This is a genomic window from Rhodothermales bacterium (genome assembly GCA_013002345.1).
Classification (GTDB): Bacteria; Bacteroidota; Rhodothermia; order Rhodothermales; family JABDKH01; genus JABDKH01.
Genome location: JABDKH010000165.1, coordinates 1 through 23388, shown reverse-complemented (window position 1 = coordinate 23388; position 23388 = coordinate 1). Strand labels below are relative to the sequence as shown.

At 58.0% G+C, this 23388-nt stretch carries 25 protein-coding genes and 2 tRNA genes; 5 read left to right on the top strand and 22 right to left on the bottom strand.

Features of this window, described 5'->3' with window-relative positions:
• The coding region (locus HKN37_08525) for a hypothetical protein (protein NNE46690.1) at positions 1-467 on the top strand (467 nt) is incomplete at its 5' end.
• Positions 468-557: 90 nt separating this feature from the next.
• Here HKN37_08525 and HKN37_08520 read toward each other — a convergent pair.
• From HKN37_08520 to HKN37_08505, 4 genes are all read right to left on the bottom strand, one after another.
• Complete coding sequence (locus HKN37_08520; protein NNE46689.1) at positions 558-1139, bottom strand: DUF3267 domain-containing protein; 582 nt, start codon at positions 1137-1139, stop codon at positions 558-560.
• A complete protein-coding gene (locus HKN37_08515; protein NNE46688.1) occupies positions 1126-1932 on the bottom strand; it encodes a hypothetical protein in 807 nt (268 codons plus the stop codon). Before HKN37_08515 ends, HKN37_08520 begins: the two co-directional genes overlap by 14 nt.
• Before the next feature lie 20 nt (positions 1933-1952).
• Positions 1953-4136, bottom strand: a complete 2184-nt coding sequence (locus tag HKN37_08510; protein ID NNE46687.1) for a carbohydrate binding family 9 domain-containing protein — start codon at positions 4134-4136, stop codon at positions 1953-1955.
• A 148-nt stretch (positions 4137-4284) separates the two neighbouring features.
• Positions 4285-4611 (bottom strand): DNA-directed RNA polymerase subunit omega, encoded by a 327-nt coding sequence (locus HKN37_08505; GenBank protein NNE46686.1) that lies wholly within the window; start codon positions 4609-4611, stop codon positions 4285-4287.
• Positions 4612-4735: 124 nt separating this feature from the next.
• Between HKN37_08505 and HKN37_08500 the strand changes: the two genes are divergently transcribed.
• Positions 4736-5218, top strand: a complete 483-nt coding sequence (locus HKN37_08500) for a protease complex subunit PrcB family protein (protein NNE46685.1) — start codon at positions 4736-4738, stop codon at positions 5216-5218.
• A 7-nt stretch (positions 5219-5225) separates the two neighbouring features.
• On the opposite strand, the gene HKN37_08495 is transcribed toward HKN37_08500, so the two are convergent.
• From HKN37_08495 to HKN37_08425, 15 genes are all read right to left on the bottom strand, one after another.
• Positions 5226-5933: an ABC transporter ATP-binding protein gene (locus HKN37_08495; protein NNE46684.1), complete on the bottom strand. Its 708-nt coding sequence runs from the start codon at positions 5931-5933 to the stop codon at positions 5226-5228.
• A 24-nt stretch (positions 5934-5957) separates the two neighbouring features.
• Positions 5958-7346, bottom strand: coding sequence for an efflux RND transporter periplasmic adaptor subunit (locus tag HKN37_08490; protein NNE46683.1), 1389 nt, complete (start codon positions 7344-7346; stop codon positions 5958-5960).
• Positions 7347-7402: 56 nt separating this feature from the next.
• Complete coding sequence (locus HKN37_08485; protein ID NNE46682.1) at positions 7403-8770, bottom strand: TolC family protein; 1368 nt, start codon at positions 8768-8770, stop codon at positions 7403-7405.
• Between the two features lie 185 nt (positions 8771-8955).
• A tRNA-Ser gene (locus tag HKN37_08480) sits at positions 8956-9041 on the bottom strand.
• 58 nt (positions 9042-9099) lie between these two features.
• A tRNA-Ser gene (locus HKN37_08475) sits at positions 9100-9190 on the bottom strand.
• A gap of 79 nt (positions 9191-9269) precedes the next feature.
• A complete protein-coding gene (gene atpG / locus HKN37_08470; protein ID NNE46681.1) occupies positions 9270-10187 on the bottom strand; it encodes an ATP synthase F1 subunit gamma in 918 nt (305 codons plus the stop codon).
• A 16-nt stretch (positions 10188-10203) separates the two neighbouring features.
• Entirely contained in the window at positions 10204-11793 is a 1590-nt protein-coding gene (locus tag HKN37_08465; GenBank protein NNE46680.1) for a F0F1 ATP synthase subunit alpha, read from the bottom strand.
• A 54-nt stretch (positions 11794-11847) separates the two neighbouring features.
• Positions 11848-12402: an ATP synthase F1 subunit delta gene (gene atpH / locus HKN37_08460; protein ID NNE46679.1), complete on the bottom strand. Its 555-nt coding sequence runs from the start codon at positions 12400-12402 to the stop codon at positions 11848-11850.
• A gap of 23 nt (positions 12403-12425) precedes the next feature.
• Positions 12426-12935 (bottom strand): F0F1 ATP synthase subunit B, encoded by a 510-nt coding sequence (atpF, locus tag HKN37_08455; GenBank protein NNE46678.1) that lies wholly within the window; start codon positions 12933-12935, stop codon positions 12426-12428.
• A 90-nt stretch (positions 12936-13025) separates the two neighbouring features.
• The gene (gene atpE / locus HKN37_08450; protein NNE46677.1) at positions 13026-13253 is read right to left on the bottom strand and encodes an ATP synthase F0 subunit C; all 228 of its coding nucleotides are present in this window, start codon (positions 13251-13253) and stop codon (positions 13026-13028) included.
• 49 nt (positions 13254-13302) lie between these two features.
• Positions 13303-14454 (bottom strand): F0F1 ATP synthase subunit A, encoded by a 1152-nt coding sequence (gene atpB / locus HKN37_08445; protein NNE46676.1) that lies wholly within the window; start codon positions 14452-14454, stop codon positions 13303-13305.
• A 61-nt stretch (positions 14455-14515) separates the two neighbouring features.
• Entirely contained in the window at positions 14516-14800 is a 285-nt protein-coding gene (locus HKN37_08440; protein ID NNE46675.1) for a hypothetical protein, read from the bottom strand.
• Between the two features lie 141 nt (positions 14801-14941).
• Positions 14942-15157: an AtpZ/AtpI family protein gene (locus HKN37_08435; GenBank protein NNE46674.1), complete on the bottom strand. Its 216-nt coding sequence runs from the start codon at positions 15155-15157 to the stop codon at positions 14942-14944.
• A gap of 60 nt (positions 15158-15217) precedes the next feature.
• The gene (locus HKN37_08430) at positions 15218-15664 is read right to left on the bottom strand and encodes a polymer-forming cytoskeletal protein (GenBank protein NNE46673.1); all 447 of its coding nucleotides are present in this window, start codon (positions 15662-15664) and stop codon (positions 15218-15220) included.
• An 18-nt stretch (positions 15665-15682) separates the two neighbouring features.
• On the bottom strand, positions 15683-16591 hold the full coding sequence (locus HKN37_08425) for a M23 family metallopeptidase (GenBank protein ID NNE46672.1): 909 nt from the start codon (positions 16589-16591) through the stop codon (positions 15683-15685).
• Between the two features lie 146 nt (positions 16592-16737).
• On the opposite strand from HKN37_08425, the gene HKN37_08420 reads away from it, so the two are divergent.
• From HKN37_08420 to queG, 3 genes are all read left to right on the top strand, one after another.
• A complete protein-coding gene (locus HKN37_08420) occupies positions 16738-16992 on the top strand; it encodes a 30S ribosomal protein S20 (GenBank protein NNE46671.1) in 255 nt (84 codons plus the stop codon).
• Positions 16993-17430: 438 nt separating this feature from the next.
• Positions 17431-18978: a PKD domain-containing protein gene (locus HKN37_08415; GenBank protein NNE46670.1), complete on the top strand. Its 1548-nt coding sequence runs from the start codon at positions 17431-17433 to the stop codon at positions 18976-18978.
• Between the two features lie 139 nt (positions 18979-19117).
• Positions 19118-20107: a tRNA epoxyqueuosine(34) reductase QueG gene (gene queG, locus HKN37_08410; GenBank protein NNE46669.1), complete on the top strand. Its 990-nt coding sequence runs from the start codon at positions 19118-19120 to the stop codon at positions 20105-20107.
• Here queG and HKN37_08405 read toward each other — a convergent pair.
• From HKN37_08405 to HKN37_08395, 3 genes are all read right to left on the bottom strand, one after another.
• Positions 20062-21474, bottom strand: a complete 1413-nt coding sequence (locus HKN37_08405; protein NNE46668.1) for a PAS domain-containing sensor histidine kinase — start codon at positions 21472-21474, stop codon at positions 20062-20064. The genes queG and HKN37_08405 overlap by 46 nt on opposite strands.
• Positions 21475-21593: 119 nt before the next feature.
• On the bottom strand, positions 21594-22850 hold the full coding sequence (locus tag HKN37_08400) for an MFS transporter (GenBank protein ID NNE46667.1): 1257 nt from the start codon (positions 22848-22850) through the stop codon (positions 21594-21596).
• Between the two features lie 51 nt (positions 22851-22901).
• Positions 22902-23388: lysine--tRNA ligase (locus tag HKN37_08395; protein ID NNE46666.1), on the bottom strand; the 487-nt coding region annotated here is incomplete at its 5' end.

The following is a 23388-nucleotide window of genomic DNA, read 5'->3' as shown; positions in this document are numbered from 1 at the left end:
CCAACTGGTATCGTGAGTTCGAGGACATTCAATTCTGGTCCGAGCTGGATTTCGTCGGTGTGCAAGCATACTTCCCGTTGTCGGATCAGCCTGGACCCTCGGCAAGTGCGCTCCGAAAAGGCTGGGCAACCCACAGCGATAAACTTGCCGCGGTAAGCCGCTCCGCGGGTAGGCCTGTCCTGTTCACCGAGATCGGGTACAGAAGTATCGCAGATGCCGCGGTGGAGCCCTGGAAGTGGGCATCGCGACAGCAAGCTCAGGTGACCGAGTCCGATAATGAGACGCAGGCCAATCTCTACACGGCCTTCTTCGAAGAGGTATGGCCCCAGCCATGGTTTGCCGGCGCCTGCATATGGAGATGGCACACGGCGTCAGAGACTCGCGGCGCGGTGACCGCCATCGATTTCACGCCACAGGGAAAGCCATCCCTGGATATCATTCGGAGCGGTTTCCTTGCGGCCAGGTAACGTAACCGCTGCCGTGGGCCAAAAAAGCGCGGCAGCTTCAAGCGAACCTCGACAGCCCTGACCGGCAACCGTGGCAGCGAAAGATCGGCGCTAGCTACCCGACTCGGGCAACAGAACCTCACACCCGAGCAAGTCGGGATGATCTCTTGTCAGCGCATCGCCCGGAAATTTGCGAAGCCGCCAGTACATCTCCAGATCACCTGCCGCCGACACAATCATCAGGTACGCGTAGGCAACGATCCACCAACTACCGCCCGCCAGACCCCACACAGCCGGCAACAAGCCGGTCAATAACACCGGCAGAATCAACACCAGCCTGTACGCCGTCAGTTTCATCTCGGCGCCGCAATGTACGTAGACCACTCCGTGCAGAATGCGGGCACCGAACGTGATCTCAGACCGGGGCGTACCCGTCATCAACATGCCAAGCGCATGAAGGCCCTCGTGAATCGGCACGGAGACCACATACGCAAGGAGTAGCAGGGCACCTCCACGGGCGATCTCGCCTAGCCACACCGCCGGCCATGGCCACGCCGGCCAAAAAGGAACTCCCCACAACCACACCATCGGAACGCAGAGGACCAGTGCCGCGATGACGAGCCACCATCCAAGACGCAATACGATCTCCCGAATTGGAATGGTGACTTCTTGCCATGCGTCATGGTCCGACATCTTCGGTGTCTCCGTCCTCAGACATCCAATGCGTCGCCGTGGCCCACGCATCCGGCTCGAACAGATCCGGACTCATCTCGCGATCCACCACAATATCCGAGTAGTACTCAAGTATCGATAGCGTTCCGTCCAGGTAAAACTCGACGGTCGACGCAACCCATCCCCCCCCAACCGTCTGAAAGTCCCGGAACCGAATATCCACCAGACTCTGGTTGCCGATCCCACCTCGTTGGATCACCCTTACAAAGACAAGAAGCTCCTTGTCGATCCAGAACTGACTGGTTCTGAGATCGCCGGCATGCGCACCAACGACGTAAACAGGGCGCCGATTCCATTCGGCCTCGCTTAGCACCGTGAGGTCAAACCCCAGAGAGTCGAGCTTCGCCAGTGTGACTTGCGGCTCTTGCACATACGCATCGAATCCGAGAACCATCAACGGATGAATCTCGTCGCGCTCGAATAGCAGCGTATCGGCTCGAAATACATAACGCTTGTCGTTGGCAAACAGCAGTCCGTTGCCGGACTCCATCGGAGCGATATCTATCCGCAGCTTGCCGGGCAGGGACAGTGCCTCATACCAGATCGACGTGTCGGCCACGCCGGATCGATATTGTATAGTCTCCTGCGTGAACGTCAACGTGTCGTACCACTCGCCATCGTACTTCACCTTCATGGCTTCGACGAGCTGACGCGGCGTTTCAATACTGGTCGATTCTCCTCCGCAACCGGCAACCAGTATGGTTACGAGGAGCAACACGGAGTTCTTGATTTGTCGGATTAGCGTCTTAGTCATTGAGTGGTCGTGTGTTTTCTCTACAAAGCGAATGTATGTGTGTACTTGATCAGCACTGCACGCGAATCGGAGACTGGCAGTGTCGGAAGTCCCCGATACCGGTCTGTATTGGTTCCCTGATTGAACACGAGCCAGAGGTCATGACCCTCCCTGAAATTCATCCGGAACCGCACATTTGCCCGGATGAAATCAGCGGCAGAGCTGTACTGGATGAAAGCCGAAATCGACGCTTTTGTACTGAACGCCAGTTGGCCCCGCAGACGAGCGATCGCGTAGTCAAATTCCTGATTTCGGTCTGGAAAACGCAAGCGCGTCAGTTCGATCTCACCTCCCAATTCTACGTATCTGGACAGGTTCCATGTCGGGCTCGTTCCCACCGATATTAAGGTGCCATCGTAGAACTTTCCGCCGGACAACTCGACGTTCGCTCGCAGAAGCGCGCCGTCGTGCATGCGAAACCGTGCATCGCCGCCGACAAACCGGTATCTACCTGGCGGAATCCATGCATTGCTCGACAGCTCGAGTTCTTCGTCGAGATCCTCCTCCTCAAATACAACATCCAGACCGAGTCGCGCCCCGGAAATGAGCTCGAAGTCCCACTCGTACTCTATCGCGGCCGACTCTACGTTGCCATCGTCATTATCCAGAAATGCAAAAACCTGCAACTCGGACGAAATCGTTCGAAACGCGGAGTTGCCCTCCGAGAACCATCCGTAAGAAATCGAACCACGCGGTTGAAAGTAGTTCGTTCGATTCTGAAAACCGAGATCCGGGGCGAAGTCACTACCCACGCGCGTAAGGGCCGTCGAATATGCGAGACCCTTTGATGTACGCCGCTCCCATTTTGCGCGCACGGCAGACGATGGCAACACGGTCACACCGGACTCGTCGATGGCGACGTCGTCAAACGACTGGACCCACTGAAGCGACAGGTACTCATCACCCGTAATGCGCACACTGCCGTCGAGCCCGTACGCAAAGTTGTAGCCGCCGTCCGACCCCACACGACTGGTAACGATTGACCCTGCGTAGGAATAGTCGTTCAGCACGCGGCGGCGGACTCGAAGAACACCGAAGTTCTCATACGGCAGATCGGCACTTTCGTCGGTCTGCATATCTATGATTCCAAGATCCCACTTCCCAACTCTCCCAACGATTCGCGTGCCACCCAGAATCCGAACAGGATTCCCGTCCTCGTCGAGACCAATATTTCGACTGTTGAACACTCTGTTGGAACCTCCGAGACTGAAGTCGAAGAGACCTGCCCGTTCCTGGAAGAACTGACGTTTTTCTGGAAAAAAGAGTGAGAACCTGGTAAGGTTCACTTCCTCATTATCCGCTTCGGCCTGAGCGAAGTCGGTGTTGGCCGTCAGGTCGAGCGTGAGATTGCTCGTGAGGTTGTACTTCACGTCGATGCCCACATCACGGGTGACGCTCGTGTCGTCCAGATACTGAATCTCGGTCGAGTTCAGTTCCGACCGTCTTCCCAGGCCTCCAACTACGAAGGGCGAAACATACACGGGTCTTGAACTCGTCACATCGGACAGCACGACCTTCCGGGCGAGTGAGGGTTTCGCGAACGCCATGTTCCAGTCAGGTCGAATGTCCGGAAAGATGTGGCGCTCATTCCGTCGGGCGATGTAACGGTATACAATCAGGCCCATCTCGGTCTCGGCACCGTTTGTCTGGAATCCCAGACTCGAAAGCGGAATCCGGATTTCAACGAACCATCCCTTCGGCGAGCGGTGCGTTGCCACGTCCCAGTATGTATTCCAGCTCCTGTTCATGGACCCGCGGCCCGATTGTGCATCGTTGGAGACTGCAGAATCAAAACGCGTACCGTTGGGCGTCGTAAAGAACCACAACGCGTTCTCATTGTCGTTGAACGTATCGAGCAGGATGCCGAAGGTGTCGTCTCCGGAGTAGCCGTCCCGGTACATGGAGTTGGCCCGAATGGCATCCGGCTGCCTGTCCAGCAATGCACCGGATACATAGACATAGTGGTCGTCGTAGGCGACTCGAATCTGTGTTTCCTCCGTCATTTCACCGCCGTAAACGGGCTGGTACATGACAACGGGCAGCGCTTCGATCTCAGCCCATGCCTCTTCGTCCGGCATACCGTCCAGAACTATCGGCGTCGACATGCGCGGCAGGTGGAGTCGCTCCTGGGCCGACGCCGGAGTCGCGGCAACAACGCAGAGCATGGACCAAAAAGGGATTAGGGCCTTCTGTTTCGAAGACATGGACCTTGCCAACCGGAACGTCTACCGAGGGTTACGTTACGCCGGCACACAAAAAAGGCAGGCGTGAGTCCCACACCTGCCCTTTACCGGCGATCATGGGATTTCGACCCTAGATCAATGAGTTGTCATCTTCGAATTCACCATGCTCTTCCGTCGCCTCACGATAGTAGATATCGCCTTCAAGCATACCCTGGATGGCAATTTCGGTCGGCTCGGGTCGCGTTTCGAACTCGACGGATATCCTTCTCTGCTCCTCCTGGAATCGCGGGTCCTCCAATTCCGGCTCAAAACCTTCGAAGTACGCAAGCTTGTTATCCAGTTCCTGCTTGATCTTCGAGGCAACCTGCCGGGATCGCTTCGCCGTAATCGCCACGGACTCAAAAACGTTGCCCGTCTGAGCGGCAAGAGCGTCCATATCGAGGGTTTTGATGGACATGATGCTAGAATCGAGATAGTTTGAGGTGTAAAGTCGAAGTTTTATGACCGATGACGAGCAGGGTTCCACGATGATTGGCATAAGCCCGTCACCTATCTTGACAAATCCCTCACTCTGCTTCTGTATGGCCATTCCTCGAACCTTCATCGTCGTCCTGGGTCTCGCAATCACCGGCTGTGTCGAGTCGGCCGAGGTGGATACGTCGACGGCGGCAGAACCGGAAGTCTTGTACTTCGAGACCGTCGGCATCGGACAATCGGGTCGCCTTGCAGATACCACGGAGGTCGTCCTGCGGTCGGCCGATGAATGGCATGTCATGCGCGACTCTCTTCGAACCGTGGAACCGTTCCGGCCCGTGGACTTTTCGCAGACGATGCTTCTGCTAGCGGTGCTTCCGCAGTCGTCCGGAGGATACCGTATCCAGTTCGAATCAGTCGAGGCCGTCGGCGATCAGATCCTGGCCTCCTATGTTGTCTACGCGCCCGCGCCAGACTGCCTCACGTTGATGGCACTGACACTGCCTTACGAGGTGGTCGCGGTACGTCGAGCTGCCGGTCAAGTGTCGTTCCGGAGGCGCGTCGAACTCGAGTCTTGTTCGGCGGACTAGGGCCTTTTCAGGTTGCGAACGCCTCGACCAACTCATCTGATTCAACAAGCCCGTCACGCAACCGGATGATGCGTCGTGCGTGTCTCGCCACGACCTCCTCGTGTGTGACCACAATGATCGTGTTGCCCTTCCGGTGTAGATCTTCGACCAGTTCCATGATCTCTTCACCGGTGCGCGTGTCCAGGTTACCGGTTGGCTCGTCGGCGAGTATTAATGACGGGTTGTTTACGAGTGCGCGCGCCACTGCGACTCTCTGGCGCTGACCTCCTGACAACTCGTTGGGCTTGTGATCCATCCGATCTCCCAACCCAACACTGACGAGTGCCTGCTTCGCCTGTTCTCTTCGAACTGAGCGCCGGACCCCCGAGTAGATCAACGGCAGTTCCACATTCTGCAAACAGTTGACGCGCGGAAGCAGGTTGAAAGTCTGAAAGACGAATCCGATCTCCCGGTTTCGAATCGCAGCCAGCTCGTTGTCCGACATGTGGCTCACGTCTCGACGGTTGAGTACGTACTCGCCAGACGTCGGTGTGTCGAGACAGCCGATGATGTTCATGAGCGTGGACTTGCCGGAACCTGACGGCCCCATGATTGCGACGTACTCGTTCGGCATGATTCGCACGTTCACGCCACCGAGCGCCCGGACCTCCTCCGTGCCCATCTGATACACCTTGGTGATATCGCGCAGGTCGATGAGGGCTTTCTCGTCGCTCATGATCGCATCAGGAAGCTGGACGGGTTACGAATCGTTGTCTTCAGAAGGGCCTGACGTGCCCGGACCACTACTCTTTTCTTCCACCGGATCATCGGGTGTGAGCGTCCGGCTGACGACCCGGTACGGGCCGATGATCGCTTTCTCACCGCCATCGAGCCCGGAGGTGATCTGGATATGCGTGTCATCGGAGATACCGGTTTCCACGCGCACCATGCTGGCCTTGCCTTCGGCGATGACGAATACCACCTTTTGCAAATTCTCCTCCTCAAGCGCCTTCCAGTCGACCGAATCAGCGTCTGCACCGCGCGAGCCCCGGCGCTCGCGGCGTAGCGCATCCCTTTTCAGTTTGTTAGCATCGCGCACTGTCACGGCCTGAATCGGAACTGCGATGACGTCATCAACCGTCTTCGTATACACGTCCACGGTGCCACTCATTCCCGGACGCAAATTGGGGACGGGGCCCTCGGGCTCGGTCTCCCGTGAACTGATCTGTGTCGAGGCCGCAGATGCGGTCACATTGTGGGGCGCGAGTACCCTGATTTTGACCGGGAAGTTCGTGACCTGCTCCTGGGTCCCTGCACCGGTAACCCGCGCAGAGTTTGCTATCTCCGTAACAACTCCAAGAAAGTTCTGCTCCGGATAGGCATCGACCTCTATTCGAGCGGAGTCACCGATCGATACGTTGACGACATCGTTCTCGTTGACGTCGACCTCGAGTTCCATTTGACTCAACTGTGCGATTCTCATCGCCTCAGTTCCTGCGAACTGGCTCGTGCCGACGACTCGCTCTCCAAGTTCGACATCCAGCTTGCTCACTGTGCCGCTCATCGGCGCGTATACGACCGTCTTGGCCAGCTGCTCCTGTGCCTCCTTTAGCCGGGCCTCAGCGCTTTGGACGGAGTATTGCGCAGCCTCTAATCCGGCTGACGAAACCGCGAACGCCGTCTGCGCACTTTGAACGGCGCTCTCCGAGATTGCGTTGGTTTCGAACAGCTTGTTCTGCCGATTGAGCTCCAACTCCGAGTTCAGCATATCGGCTCGCCGCTGCGCCTCGGTTGCCTTCCCTTGAAGCACCATCGCCTTCGCCTGCTCAACCTGGGCTTCGTAGAAATCGGGGTCAATCCGAAGCAGCAGCTGGCCTCGCGTGACCGGGTCTCCTTCCTTGACTCTCAGATCGACGATCTCTCCGGAGACGTCAGGCGAGATCTTGACCTCCACCTCCGGCTGAATCTTACCGGACGCCGTCACGACCTGGGTAATGCTACGCGCCTCGACGTCGACCACCTCGACTTCTACCGCTTTCTTGCCGCCGCCGAACAGCAGATTCGCTCCGATGCCTGCGGCGACCAGAAGTACAACGAGAGCAACGATGATCAGGATGATCGTTCGCGTAGTGTTCTTCTTTTTTGCCATACGAGTATGCTGTGAATCGAACCTGACGGTTGCTCTCGCCTCACGCAGTATGTGCTCTACCTGAACAACTGCTGAGCAGGATTGAGCGTGCCGAGATAGTATTCGATCACTTGCTCCTGGAAAATAAACTGGTAAACGGCCTGCACACGCTGGCTCTCTGCATCGACTAAGTTGGCTCGCGCCTGCGTCAGCTCTACTAGTGTTGAGGCGCCGATATCGTAGCGCTCGCGTTCTACCGCCTCCGACTGCCGGGCCGCACGCAGCTGCTTCTCTGTCACATCGAGCCGCTTGACCGCTGTGAAGTAATCCAGATAGGACTGGCGAACCTCCAGCGAAATGTTTTGCTCAAGATTCTGACGGTCCAGATTCAGGTTGCTGTATCGAATCTTCGCCTGCTCGATGTTGGTTTTGGTCAAGAGACGATTGAAGATCGGCACACTGAGAGTCAGCCCCACCGAACCAGCGCGGTTGTCGCTCAACTGGTCGCCGAAATTGATCTTGTCGCGCGAGAGCGGATCCAGGCGAAGACTCGAGTACGACGTGGATGCTCCCCCGCTCATATTGAGGGACGGATACCGCGACGATTTCGCAATGCGAATTCCCTCGTTCGCCGCCTCGATGCTCGCGTCAAGTGAACGGATGTCCTTGCGCTGCTCGAATGCAGCTCGCATCAGAGCATCGAGGTCATACGAATCGGCGTCGAGGTCGAGCTCTTCACGAGCCGGCGCCACAAATGAATAGTCCTGCATCGGATCGAGTTCCATCACCTGGATCAGTCTCACCTGACTCAGCTGTGCCGCGCGTTCCGACTCCAGCAGAACGAGCTCTGCGTTCGCAAGGTTGGCCTGCTGCTGATACAGGTCCGAGATCGGGCGGGAACCGACGCGCGTGAACTCTTCGATTCGCCTTAATTGCTGGCGTTGTGCCTCAACGTCTTCCGCGCGGATGCCAACTCGTTCCTGATCCAGAATGACCTGCAGGTAGGATTGAATGACACTGAAGAAAACCGTCTGTTTCTGGCGCTCGAACGTCAAGTTGCTCGACTCGAGTGTCGACTGTGCCTGTCGAAGTGACGCTACATCACCGAATCCGTTGAACAAATTGATCGATGACGACGCGTTCATACTGAACGTGTTGCTGGCCTCCGTAACCAGCTGAAAGGAGGTCTGGTCGAACGTCAGTCCCCAGTTTCGGCTGCTGCGAGTCGACAGGTTCAGGTTGGGTAGAAACGCCGCCTTTTCGCGGGACACAATCTGCTCCTGAAGACCAACGTCGTTCTCGGCTTTCTTGAGTTCGACATTCCGGTCGAGCGCAATGGAAACGGCGTCATCAAAGGTTATTTGTCTCTGCTGGCCATTGGATTCCGTCACGAAACCTCCGGACGTTAATAGCAGACACAGGGCAACGAAGAGAGAACGATTCATGCTCATCAGATCCTCAGGGCGAAGAAACCAGGACGATTTGTCGGGCCGGTTCAGGCAGATTTGTTACCACCGGCGTGTAGACGTTGGTTGGACCCTAATGTTACACGATTTATTCCATCCTGCATCGTGTAGAATTGATCTTTCCTAAAAAGTCGAATCGGGAACGAACGCCGGATCGATCGAAGCGGAGGGGGTGGGATTCGAACCCACGGTACCCAGAAGGTACGCTGGTTTTCAAGACCAGTGCATTCGACCACTCTGCCACCCCTCCAGGGTTCGACTTACGCAATATGGCCGGATCAGACGCAGACCCGGCCATGTTGACGGTGCGGAGAGGGTGGGATTCGAACCCACGATAAGTCTTTTGGACCTATACTCCCTTAGCAGGGGAGCGCCTTCAGCCAGCTCGGCCACCTCTCCTTGTTCAGCGCGCCACGACGCCAGTTCAAAACATAGTAGCGGATTTCTCTACGCGCAACCGACCGGTCGGGTCCGCCGATCACGCTTCAAGGGCGTCGGCGCCACTTGTAATCTCGATGAGCTCGTTCGTGATGGCATCCTGACGAGCACGGTTGTACTTCAGTCGAAGATCCCGGAGCAACTCGTCGGCATTGGACGTCGCGCTTTCCATCGCCACCATCCTGGCACCCTGCTCCGCCGCATTGGACTCCAGCAACGCGCGCCACAGCTCATAGCTGAGAAACTGCGGAACGAGCGTCCGTAAGATCACTTCAGGACTCGGTTCGAAAATGTAGTCGATCTCATGCTCCGCCATGTCACTCTCGGCGTCCAGCGTCGCGGCCATCACGGGCGTCTGAAACTGCTCCGCAGGAATGGGCAAAAGCGGTTCGACGATACGATTCTGTGAGATCGTGTTCTTGAATTCGTTATAGATCAGCCGCACGTCGTCCCAACGGCCTTCCATATATCCGTTCGAAACCAGCTTCGACACTGTTTGCGCCGTTTCAAACTGAAGTTGGTCGAACGTGCCTCTGAAATCACCAAGGAGCTGGTATCCCCGCTTCGAGAAATGGTCGTGACCCTTGCGGCCGACGCAGATCAAGAACAGCTCGCCCCGCTCGTGATAGCTCTGGAAGCGTGCCTGGATCTCTTCTTCAGTCCGCTTGATGATGTTGCTGTTGAATCCGCCGGCAAGGCCACGGTCGGCTGTTACGACGACAAGCAAAACGGAGGCGACCTCATCTCGAACCTCAAACAGCGGATGGGCGGACGGGTCAATATGGCCCTTCAGGTGGCTGATGATCTTGCCCAGTTGATACGAATACGGCCTTGTCCGCAGAATCCGCTCCTGGGCACGCCGGAGCTTCGCTGCCGCGACCATCTTCATGGCACGCGTCACCTGCTGCGTGTTCTTTACGGACGCAATCCGATTCCGTATGTCGCGTAGACTTGCCATCGACGATCAGAACCACTTATTGATTGTAGAGAGCGACCAGCTCTTCGGCTTCCTTCTTCAACGCAGCCTCTACCTCATCGGACACGATTCCAGACTGACGCACAGTTGCCATCGCTTCCGCATGTCTCAGTGACATTCTCTCCAGGAATTCCTGCTCGAACGCTTTGACCCTGGCTGCGGGGATCGAATCCAGAAATCCTTGCGTGGCCACATAGATGATCGCCACCTGATTCTCGACCGTCGCCGGATCGAACTGACCCTGTTTCAGGATCTCCACAAGCCGCTCGCCACGAGTCAACTGACGCTGCGTCGACGCATCGAGGTCAGACCCGAACTTGGCAAAGGCCTCCAATTCGCGGAACTGTGCAAGATCAATTCGGAGCGTACTGGCCACTTTCTTCATGGCCTTGATCTGCGCGTTACCGCCCACACGACTCACGGAGATACCGACGTTGATGGCCGGGCGAACACCCGCGTTGAACAGATTGGCCTCCAGATATATCTGTCCATCCGTGATCGAAATTACGTTCGTGGGAATGTATGCGGACACATCGCCTGCCTGAGTCTCAATCACGGGCAGAGCCGTCAGCGATCCGCCACCCTTTACCATTGACTTGATCGAGTCCGGCACGTTGTTCATCTGCCGCGCGACTTCGTCGCTTCCAATCACCTTTGCTGCTCTTTCAAGAAGTCGAGAGTGCAGATAGAAGACGTCACCTGGATACGCCTCGCGGCCCGGCGGCCGACGAAGCAGCAGCGACACCTGCCGATAAGCAACTGCCTGCTTGGAGAGGTCGTCGTAGATCACAAGGGCGTGACGACCCGTGTCCCGGAAGAACTCGCCTATGCAGGCACCTGCAAAGGGCGCAAGGAACTGCATCGTCGCAGGCACGGCAGCGGGTGCATTCACGATCACGGTGTAGTCCATCGCGCCGTTCTCTTCAAGAGCAGCACGAACCTGCGCGACCGTCGAGTTCTTCTGGCCTATGGCCACATAGATGCAAAATACGGGCGAGTCGGTCTCGTGCGTTGATTTCTGGTTGATGATCGTATCAATCAGCACCGCGGTCTTGCCCGTCTGGCGATCACCGATGACCAGCTCGCGTTGTCCGCGACCGATGGGAATCATGGAATCGATCGCCTTGATGCCCGTCTGAAGCGGCTCCTTTACCGGTTCGCGGAAGATGACACCGGGCGCCTTCCTCTCGATTGGCATCTTGTACGTCTTTCCGCTCAGCGCACCGCGGCCATCGACAGGCATACCGAGCGCGTCGACCACACGGCCAATCATCCCCTCGCCGACTTCGATCGAGGCGATGCGCTTTGTTCGACGGACTTCGTCTCCCTCCTTTACCTCGTCAACCTCTCCGAAGAGCACGGCGCCAACATTGTCTTCTTCCAGGTTCAGGACCATGCCCATCACGCCGGAGGAGGGAAACTCGATGAGCTCACCGGCCTCCACATTCGATAGTCCGTAAATGCGGGCGATGCCATCTCCAACCTGGAGCACCGTGCCGACTTCATACACATCCGTCGCGGAGTCGAAGCCCCCAAGTTCTTTCCTGAGGACCGCTGTTACCTCGTCGGGTCGAATTGCCGTTGCCATAAAGTCTGTGTCTACGTTCGGACTAGTAATGGAATGAAGTTCTGCATTCCGTGATCAATCTGTTCGTGTCACCCCTGACGTGAACTGCTCACGCAGGTGCTCCAGTTTGTTGCGAACGCTCCCGTCGTACACGGTGTCGCCGATGCGCACGATCATGCCTCCGATAAGCCCCGCGTCGGACCGGGCATCTAGATTCACTTTCATGCCGGTCCACGATTCAAGAGCAGTGCCAATTCGCTGCTCTTCCTCATCCGTCATGGGTACGGCGGAACGAACCGCGGCACCGACCACTCCCAGCTGTTCGTCACGAAGCAACCGATACGCGACCACCATCTGCGGGAAGATGTTCTCCCTGCGCTTCTGAATCAGCAGGTCCAGAAATTTGAGAGTAGTCTCCGCCACGCGACTTGCGAACAGCGATTGCACAACGCGGGCTTTCCGCTCGCGCGAAACGATCGGGCTTTCGAAGAAACGAACGAGCTCCCGAGACGCATCCAGGCTTGATCGAATGAGATCGACGTCTCTGTCGACCTCTTCGAGTTGGCCGGTCGCCTGCGCCGAGTTGTGCAGCGCGTTTGCGTACCGTCTTGCTACCAGGATATCGCTCATGTCAGACTGGGCCGGTTCGCTATTCAGTTTTTCGACAAGTCCTTAAGAAAACCGTCGACCAGCTTTCGCTGTCGCGTCGCATCCAGAGATTCGGAAAGAATCTTCTCCGCCGCTTTGATAGCGAGGTCAGCTACTTCCGTCCGAAGTTCGTCCAGTGCGCCTTCTTTCTCCCGTTCGATCTCTGCAGTAGCCTGCTCCTGCATACGTTGAATCTGGCTCCGCGTCTTCTCCATCTCCTCCGATCGGAGGCTGTCGGCGGATGCGCGGGCGTCGCGGAGAATCTGCTGGGCAGACTGTTCGGCCTCCTGCCGCGCTTTGGTATTGTCCGCCTGGATCTGGCGAGCCTCCTCCAGCGCCTTTTCGGCGCTGCGAATGGACTCTTCGATCCGATGTTCACGCGTCGTCAGTGCACTCGTGATCGGACCCCACGCAAAGCGTCGGAGAACAAACATGAGCAACAGAAACGTGATGGTGATCCAGAACATCAAGCCGACGTTCGGAGACAACAGACTTGCTGCGAGCACGAGTGCCATGATCTTCCTTCTTACATCAATTCGAGCAAAGCGAATCTTGTACGCGACGCTGGTTACAACGCCGCGATGACCGGTCTACTGAACGTGATTCTATTTGAATGCCAGTGCGAAACAGATGACCAGCCCGAACAGCGCCACACCTTCGATGAGGGCTGCGGCGATGATCATCGATGTCCGGATGTCACCCGCAGCCTCTGGCTGACGAGCAGATCCTTCCATGGCAGGTGCCGCAAGCCGGCCGATGCCGTAGCCTGCGCCAATCACAACGAGGCCTGCGCCAATGCCGGCGCTCAAGAATGCCAAAGAGGTTGGTTCCATTGTTACTCCTTTGTCGTGTCAGTTTTCTGATGTTGAAAAATCGTTCCTGCTAAACCGCCAGTGCCGGCTGTGCTTCCTGCGCAAGTTCGATGGTCTCACCACCTGCGTCAGGCAGCGCGGCCACGTCATGCGCGTCATCATGATGATGATCATGCTCTACGACTGCCATGCCAATGAACAGCGCCGACAGCATCGTGAAGATGTACGCCTGAATCGTCGCTACCAGCAATTCGAGCAGAAAAATCCCAAGTGAAAAGGCGATGCTCACCGGAGCTATGCCGTAGCCGCCGACCGGCCCGAACAGATTTGAAAATGTGAATATGAGTCCGATCAGACTCAGGATCACCAGGTGGCCGGCGGTCATATTTGCGAAGAGCCGGATGGCGAGGGCGATCGGCTTCGTAAACAATCCGAGGAACTCCACCGGAAACAGGATGAAGCGGACGAGCATCGGGGTCCCCGGCGGTCCAAACAGATGCGCCCAGTGCTCCTTGTTGGCGCTGACCTGCGTAATGACAAACGTGAATGCCGCCAGCACCGCCGTGATCGAGATGTTGGATGTCGCCGTTGAGCCGTACGGGACCAGACCGAGCAAATTGCACGTGTAGATGAAGAAGAAGGCTGTCAGTAAATAAGGCAGGAACTTGTCGGTCTTGTCACCCAGGTTCGGCCTTGCTATCTCATCTCTGACAAAAATGACGAGCGTCTCGAAGAGGTTGTGGAAGATGCCCTTCGGCGCCGAGTCCCGACCTATTCCGCGATTGTATCTGCGGGCCAGTGACACGAATAAAAGAACGACTATCAGGCAACCAAGCCACGCGAACGCGAGGTGCCTGGTGATGGACAGGTCGACGATCAGCTCTCCGGCCACGGGTGCCAGCACGCCTCCCGCATGATCGGCCTCTGGCTCTTCCGCGGCGATTCCTTCGCCGGCCTCAGCATGGGTCGTAGTTGTATCGGATTCGTCCGGGACGACGACATACCGTCCAGACGCCACTGCCGAGTGAGTCGTGAGGTAGGCATCCAGGCCATAGCTGCCGTCCGGACGGCGAACCAGAAGAATGCGCGGCAACTCGATCTTGCCGAACGGCTCGAAGTCCAGGTAGTTACCGTCCGCCACGTGATGAACCGCATCCAGCTGTTCATCCTCGCCGTCACCGCTGGCCGACGCGGGCAGCGGGACCACAAAGATGAGGCTCAAAAGAGTGGACCAGAATATCCGTGGCATAGGATCCCGAATCGGGCTCAGGCCGACATGGAGACTAACTCCGATGTGCGACCGCGATTTCAACGATGACACCTAGGACAAAAATGGTGAGGAAGACGCCCAGAAAGATCGTCGTTTGCATCGGGACCGTTGCGAGAACGACCGCGATGATTGTCAGCGCAACGAACATCCGAACGAGCATTCCTCCGGCGACCCAGAGCATGAACTTGTCGGGCGACGTCTGCGCTCTACGGCTCATAAGATAGCCGGCGAACGCGTACGAAAACCCCAACACCGAACCACTTAGCAGAGCCGTAAGGGCTTCCGCGGTCATCGTCATTACGGTGAGTTCTACACCATCAGCGCCGAAGATTCAAAAACTAAGAACATCCGCGCGTGGGGTCGTGCCGGCCGTGGTGAAGATTACTCAAATGGCAGTGAAGAATGAATGAACGGGTCGGGACTCATTCTTCGGGAGAGCTCAGGTGTCGGGATCTTCTGGGCCGGGTCCATCGAGGGATCTGACAATTCGCGCGAGATGGAGGCCCAGCGCGACGATCGCCAGCACGGCACCCGCGAGCGTGAACAGCGGACTCGTTTCGAATTTGCGATCTGCCCAGAAGCCAGCGGCGACGAACAGAGCCATCGTGAGTGCCATCTGCATACCGAGCCCCAGGAGGGGCGCGGCCTGCTTCATACCGGAGCGCCAGTCCTCAGGTGGGGGACTGGCGTGATCGGCATCGTCCGATGGTCCCACTCAGGCTGACGCCTTGAGCTCCTTGCTCTCGGCGGCAGGCGTGATGTCCTTGCCCTTGACGCTTTTCATCTGTCCCATCTCACACTGGCCGTTGAAGACAGCGCCTTCTTCGACCACCAGCCGCGCCGACTTGATGTCGGCGTCGACACGCGCTGCGCCCTTCAGTACGCACAGCTCCTTGATGTGGATCTGGCCCTGGACATCGCCCGCGATATCGGCACTGATCGCAACGAGTTCTCCGTTGACGGAGCCTTCTTTCGCAACGATCACTTTGCCCTGAACATCCAGATTACCGACAACGCGTCCGCTTACGCGCACGTCGCTTTCCGAGCGAAGGGTTCCTTCGATGACCGTTCCCTCGCCGATCATATTGATCTGGCCGGGATTTGCGGGGGTGGGTGGTTTCGACATGGTTTCGTCGTTGTTACGGGTTCCTAACAGTGACATTCGGGTATTGCTAGAGGGTTATAGCGACAGGAAAAACGCACTGGGATCCTGAGCGAGTCCGTTCTGCCACAACTCAAAATGCAGGTGGGGGCCTGTTGTGATCTCTCCGGAGTTTCCGCTCAGTGCGACGGGTTCTCGATCGCGGACCCTGTCGCCTACGTTCTTCAGTAGCCTCTGATTGTGCTTATAAACTGAAATGTAGCCCCTGGCATGCTGAATCGCCAACGCGTGGCCCCCGTCGTGTGTCCAATCCGCCAGGATCACATAGCCGTCACCGATGGATCGAACGACCGATCCTTCGCTAGCGGCAATGTCCATTCCATAGTGTCCTATATCGGCCGCAAAGCCACGTGTGAAAATGCCCTCGACCGGAGCCACGACAGGAAAGCCCAGACTGGACAGGTACCGTTCGGACGCATCGACGACGGCAGCCCGGACTGCCGTGGGCGAAGGAAGCACGTCGAGACCAAACGCCGGCTGTGTGTGATCGCGCCAATTTTCGGATGTCGGACGGGTACCGAGCCGGGGCTCAGGGCCTTCAATGTCCGCCACCGGCGTCGGTATACCGTCGAGAAATCCATCGTCTTCCGCTACAACCTGGCCGGTCATCAGACTCCTGAGGTGATCGACGTAGCGGGACTGAGTTTCCAGCGAATCGATTATCGATTCGAGCCGGAGGGCGTTGAGGCGTGCATCACGTCTCATTTCCTCGGTGCTGTATCCCGGAATCAGCTCGCGGAGAGGAGTGAAGGCGATTACCGCGATCGTCACCAGTATTGCGGCGGCCATGGACGAAAAAACTGCACCTACGACCTGTGCGGGCACAATACGGTGCTGCCTGGGTTCGCCCGCACCCTCGTCATCAATGAAGATGACTCGGATCGTGTTGCGAGCATCCCGAAAGAACTCCGCGAAAAACTCACGCATGGGAAATCGGTGGGTGACCTTCAATAGCCCCGAAAACGCTTGCACGGAGTACCTGTTCCAGACCGGCACCTTTGACCTTTGACAGAGAGCCGGCTGGCGGCGTATCTTTGCGGGCTTATGAATTCAGTCTTACCGAATTAGCATTCATGCCACAACACAAGTCAGCTGCCAAGCGGGTCCGGCAGAACGAAACGCGTCGCATTCGCAACCGATACCATCGTAGCCGCATGCGCACGATGATCAAGGGGCTGAGAGAGACGACAGACGCCGACCAGGCGGCCGTCCAGTTGAAGGACGTCAAGTCTTACCTCGACCGTCTGGCCACAAAAGGCATCCTTCACAACAACACGGCGGCGAACTACAAGAGCCAGCTCGAGAAGCACGTCAACCGGCTGGCCTGAGTATCTGCCGGGTGCCATTCCTGGCCTCCGTCGGGCCCGCCCGGGCGGCGGATGGACAACGGCCAGTGGATGGTCGGCTGATTGCACCAAAATCTGTCGAATCAGGCTGTACTTCGTCGTTTTTTTTTATATTCGGCAAGATTAGCGCCGTCCCACAGCGTATTATGCGAATATTCTGGGTGCTTCCTTGAGCAGGCAACGAAAGTGACGATAACTTTCGTTTGCCATCCCCACAGGTGGTCCCTGCGATTGCCTTTGACTCGTTGTGTCCCGCCTGGTGCTACCAGATGTTGTGTCAAGAATCGAAAAGGCGCACATTTTAGTTGGTAAGTCTCACTGAACGTGCTAGAAAAAGGTCACTTGGTACCGCTTATGGCAACCGCTACAACACAATTTCCTGTTCTCAATAATAGCCGCACATTTGGAGGAACCTTGCAAATGAATAGGCGAATCTTATCGTCTCTAGTCGCAGCGCTCGTCGTCGTCGCCAGCTTGGCGCCGACCGCGGACGCCCAGTCGCGCTTTCGCGCCGACAAGACGGTTTATCTCAAGGCACGCGTAGGCATGGGCTTCTATCAGGGTACCCGCGATGGCAACCCGGATAGTTCCATCAACGACTACGTAGATGCAGCCGAATTATTCTTTGGTGGCGAGTTGGGCCTCCAGCTGAACAAGGCGTTCGGCCTCGGACTCATGTTCAACACCGGAACGTACCCACAGCTGGCTAACGCCAATCAGCCACCGTCAACCCTCTCCGAAGGATCGGTCGATGGTGATAGTGGAGATCGGCGTACGAGCCTCCATCTTGCCGGTACCCTCCGTGCACTCGATGGCAAGCGTATCTCGCCTTACCTGATTGCTGGCGTCGGCGCTACGTTCGGTAAAGTGAACGGACCCATCGGCACCAAGATCGGATTCGGTCCGGTTGGCGGCGCCGGCATCGACATCGCGCTCAGCGACCAGTTTGGTCTCTTCGTCGAAGTTGGAGCCTCGTTCGTCTTCGACGGCGAAGGCGTCGATGGCCTGAGTGACGAGAACCTGAACTCAGGGAAGCACACGGGCAACTACGACGTGCTCGACTATGGTGTCGCAGGTCTTCGGGTGAACTTCTCGAAGCCCTTCCGACCGGTCATGGTCGTAACCGCATCAGGCCCCAGCGAGCTGTTGACGAACGCTGATGGAACGTTTGAAGCGACCATCAATCCGGAAGCAACGCAGCCCGTAACGTACACGTGGGACTTTGGAGACGGTACGACGGCCAACGGCCTCGTAGCGACACACAGCTACGCCACCGAGGGTACGTACACCGCTACGTTCACCGCACGTAACAAGCGCAGCTCGGATTCGCGAACGATGACTGTCAACGTCGAACGTCCGATTTCGGCACCGTCCATCATCACCACTACGTTTGACCCGACCGCACCGGACACGCAGTCCGACGTGAAGTTCATGGCGAACGTTCGTGGCGACGATCGCGAAGTGACCGGCTACGCCTGGGACTTCGGCGATGGATCCAAGTCAACCGAAGCGAACCCGACGCACCGATTCGCAACACCGGGTACCTACACAGTCACGCTCCGCGCCTCCAACTCGGCCGGCTCGGATACACGTACTGTGACGGTCACGGTCAATCCGTACGAGGCAGCTATCTGCCGCGAACTGACCGACCTGAACGCTGCGTTCTTCGCCCGCAATGCGAGCGCTCTTACGGATGAGGCACGTGCTGCTCTGCAGGACAATGTCGACATTCTCAACGAGTGCCCGAACATCTGCGTGAGAATCGAAGGCCATGCAGCTCCTGGCGAGCGCAACGCGCAGAGCCTCTCGGATGCACGCGCCAATGCGGTGCAGAAGTTCTACACGGATAACGGTGTTGCCGTCAGCCGCCTCTCGGCGATGGGCATGGGCCGCGTGCCAGGCGTAAGCCGCAAGGAAGGCACCAGCCAGTACCGCCGTGCAGACTCCATCCCGGGTGCCTGCATGTAGGAATGGCTGATATCACAGCCTGAAAAGACGAAGGGCGGGTCGCACATCGCGGCTCGCCCTTTTTCTTTGTACCTCCCCGAAGAAACCCTTACGCTCCGCGACGAATAACACGAACACCTCGCCCCAGTCCGGTCCGACGTTGACGCCTTCATCCAGCCATAGATCTACGCTCACAAAGGAGCTCAAGAGCGAGGCGAGCAGACTGGGCTTCGATGCATGCGGCGTTTCGGCCGCACAACGTCTCGACGAAGAAGCGAGACGCCTGGAACGCTGGCTGCATGAAGGACGACACGCGTCGATGGCCTGGATGGAGCGAAACTTCGAGAAGCGCATTGATCCCGCTCGCCTCGTGGACGGAGCCGCGTCCGTGATCTCGGTAGTCGATAACTACTACCAGCAAGTCGATGCGCCGGAGGATCCGGAGATCGGACGCATCAGTCGGTACGCGTGGAACGACGACTACCACATCGTCCTGAAGGACAAGCTCGGCAAGCTCTTTGAATGGCTCGCCGAACGCGTACCCGACCTGAACGGCCGCGCGTTCGTGGACTCAGCGCCGGTCATGGACAAAGTATGGGCGGAGCGAAGTGGACTCGGCTGGATCGGCAAGCACACCAATCTCATCAACCCGTCACTCGGATCGTTCTTCTTCCTCGGCGAACTCATCGTCGACGTCGAACTGGAGCCGGACGGACCTGTCCCCGACCACTGCGGCTCCTGCACGCGCTGCATCGACGCCTGTCCGACCGACGCCATCTACCGACCGTACGCGGTCGACGCGAACCGATGCATCTCCTACCTGACGATCGAACACCGCCAGGACGAAATAGCACCCGAGCTGGCATCACACTTCGGGAATCTGATCTTCGGGTGCGATATCTGCCAGGATGTATGCCCGTGGAACAAGTTCTCGCGGGCCACGACAGAGCCTCGCTATATGCCGCGGGACGACGTGGTCGACCGACGCATCGCCGACTGGATGGAGCTGGATCTGGATCAGTATCGCGGCGTGTTCAAAAACAACCCCGTGAAGCGCGCAGGATTTGACGGCTTTATGCGCAACGTGCGCATCGCACGGGACAACTACCAATCCACGTCAGAACCGGATGCTTCGGCTTCAGGTAGCTGAATACGAACGGTTGTACCGCTCCCCTTCTCGCTCTCGATCTCGATGCGGCCGTCCATCAGTTCGACGAGTCGCCGCACGATCGACAGCCCAATACCGGCACCTTCGAACCGCCGGCTCATCGGGTCGTCTTCCTGGCTGAAAGGGTCGAACACGAGCTCGAGCGCTTCGCCGTGAATACCAACGCCCGTGTCGGCCACTTCGATCTGGATCGTCTGATCCATCCGTGAGCACCGTATCACTATTCGTCCGGAAGAGGTGAACTTGATCGCGTTGCCGACCACCTTCTCCAACACGTGCCGAAGACGAATGCGATCTGCCCTGACGGCGATGTCCACACACGTCTCAACCTCAACCGGGACCGGTAACTTCGATGCGCCGAACGCGTCCAGGCACTCACGAAGCATCTCAGCGATGGCGATCCTCTCCGCCTGTATTCTGACGACGCCCGTCTCCAGTTGCGACAGTTCGGTCAGATCCCCGACCAGTCGCACGAGGTCTGCCGCACGCGTCCGTATCGCTTCGGCAAACTCGAGGGGCACGCCCGTGCCGAGAGCCGCCTCGCCTACATCGCGCAACTCCTGCTCGAGCATGGAAGCGTAGCCGTGTATGGTGCCGGCCGGAGTCCGAAGCTCGTGGCTGATGGTCGCGATAAGAGCACTCTTCATCCGACTGGCTTCTTCGGCCGACGATCGCGCCTTGAGTGAAAGCTCTTCCGCTAGCTTCGACTTGGTGACGTCTTGAACCGTGAGAACACCGCCAACCACGGCCGCATCTGCGTCCCGTATCGGCGATCCTACGATCTTGAGATGCCTGACCTCACCGTCCGGCCGGGTGTGACTAGTCTCGGCGCCGTCAAATGCGGTCCCGGCCGACAGCATGGCGTCGACCAGCGGCAGGAGGAAGTCGCTGAGCAACGGGATCTCCTCCACATGATGACCGAGCCACGCATCCTCGGGGCGCTCGCCAACGATCTGCCTGAGGGCGTAGTTCTCGAACGTGATCATCCCTTGCCCGTCAAGATGGACGATACCCACCGGAGCCTGCTCGAAGAATGCCCGGTAGGCCATCTCCTCGGTGCCAGGAATTCCCGCGTCGCGCTCCGACGTCCTTGAGGCCCCATCTGACACAAGCAGCCAGCCGCCGTCGGGAGTGACGTCGTACACCGTGAAGCGCACGTGGAACGAATCCGAGTCGAGCTCCACCCACTCCACACCGGATGCGAGCGCCTCGACGACAGGCCGCGGCAGCAAACTCCCGTCGCTTACGCGAAGCACATTCCGCACCTGTCTCGCGGGCTTCCGGACTCTCCCATCCGGCTCGACCGTCAGGATCAGCGCGCGGTTGGTGGTGGATTTCGAAGGAAACATTTGCCTTGTGACGACGCAGAATCCACCGCATAATGACGGAAGACGTGCCTGCGGAACCGTTTCTCGGGTGTTTCAGGTATCGTCCGAAACCCTGCAATAACAAGTCCGAATCGGACCGGTCAGGCTGCGTGCTCCTGCTCTCGCGGAACGATCATGCGGAGCCAGAGAATCCCCGAAAGTACCAGAATAATTGCAAACAGCACGATGCAGGCGCGCAGTGTCAACAGCTCCCACTCAAGCAACAGGCTTGCCGCAAGAATGGAAACCGTGTCGGCCGCCATGACAAGCAGCCACTCTGTCGCAAACACGCGCCCACGATACTGATCGGCGGTCCGTTCCTGGAGCATTACAGTTGCTAGCACCCAGTTTGCCCCGCTTGATGCGTGCGCCGCAACCACGATCAACGCGAGACCGTAGCTCCAGGGCAGCAGTCCGAATACGGCGTAGCCAAGTCCGCTAAAGGCCATGCATGCTCCTAGAACGGTGGGCCACCGTCGGCGATCGCTGAAGTAGCGTCGCACGATAACCGGTCCGATCCCCGTCCCAACGCCTCGCGCTGCGAAGAGGACGCCGATGGCGACGTCCTGTGCGTCGGCGTCAATCTTCTCACCCGCCAGCGCCAGCATGTAAACCAGTGCCCCGCCCCCGATCGCCCAGGTCGCCTTCGCCAGCGAGATCCGCAACACACCGGCATGCGATCGAAGGTAGCGCCAGCCTCCCCGCATCTCCCTGTGCGCAACACGCAGGATCGATCCTGATGACGTGATGCCGACTTCCTGGGGGATGACTGTCCGGAAGATGAAAAACGCCGACAGCAGGTAGGTCGCTGCATCGAGTGCGAAGACGACTTTCGAGCCAAACAGGCTGGTGGCCACGCCGCCGGCCGCAGCGCCCAGTGCAAGCATGACAGACCAGCTGGCGGCCATCAATGCGTTGGCCGTCAGCAGCTCATGCGGCTTCGTGACATTCGGGATGCTCGCGGTCTGTGCCGGCTGGAACACGGCGCTGATCACCACTTGAACTACCGTGAGCACGTAGACGAGCGCCACGTTCGAACTCGCGTCGGCATAGATCAGGCCGGCGACTGCCACGGCCCTCAACACGTCGGCCGCGATCATGAGCTGACGTCTGTTGAAACGGTCCACCATGAGGCCCGCCACGGGCGATGCTACAGCCGCAGGCAGCATCTTCGCGATGAAAATAATCCCCAGTGCGAGGGGAGAATTTGTCAGTCCGCCGACGACGTTGATCAGCGCAATGAAATTGAACCAGTCACCCAGCAACGATATGATGTTGCCGAACCACAGCCGCCGGAAGTTGACGTTCGTGCGAACGAGTTCCAGATATCCGGACTGTTCGTGTGTTCCGTCAGTCATCGGCCGGGTGGTATACGGGTGGGCCCCGATCGGGAGACCGGGGCCGGTCGATCAGGTCCCTTCGTCAGCAGCTTGATCTTCCTGATCCCCGTCGATGTCGGCATCCCCGTGCTCCGGACGCAACAATGGGAACAGGATCACATCGCGAATCGACTCCTGCGCCGCCATCAGCATGGCAAGCCGATCGATGCCGACACCCAGGCCCGCGGCAGGAGGCATTCCATACTCCATAGCCCGCAGATAATCTTCGTCGATCTCCATCGCCTCTTCGTCACCGTCCGCTCGCAGCCGAGCCTGATCTTCGAACCGCTGCCGCTGATCTACCGGGTCGTTGAGTTCGCTGAACGCGTTGCAGATCTCCTTGCCATTGCAGATCGCCTCAAATCGCTCGACAAGTCCGGGCATCGACCGGTGCTTCTTGGCCAGCGGGCTAAGCTCCACCGGGTAGTCCGTAATGAACGTAGGCTGAATGAGCCCGGGTTCGACAAAGGTGCCGAAGATCTCGTCTATGATCTTGCCGGCCCCCATGGTGTCGTCG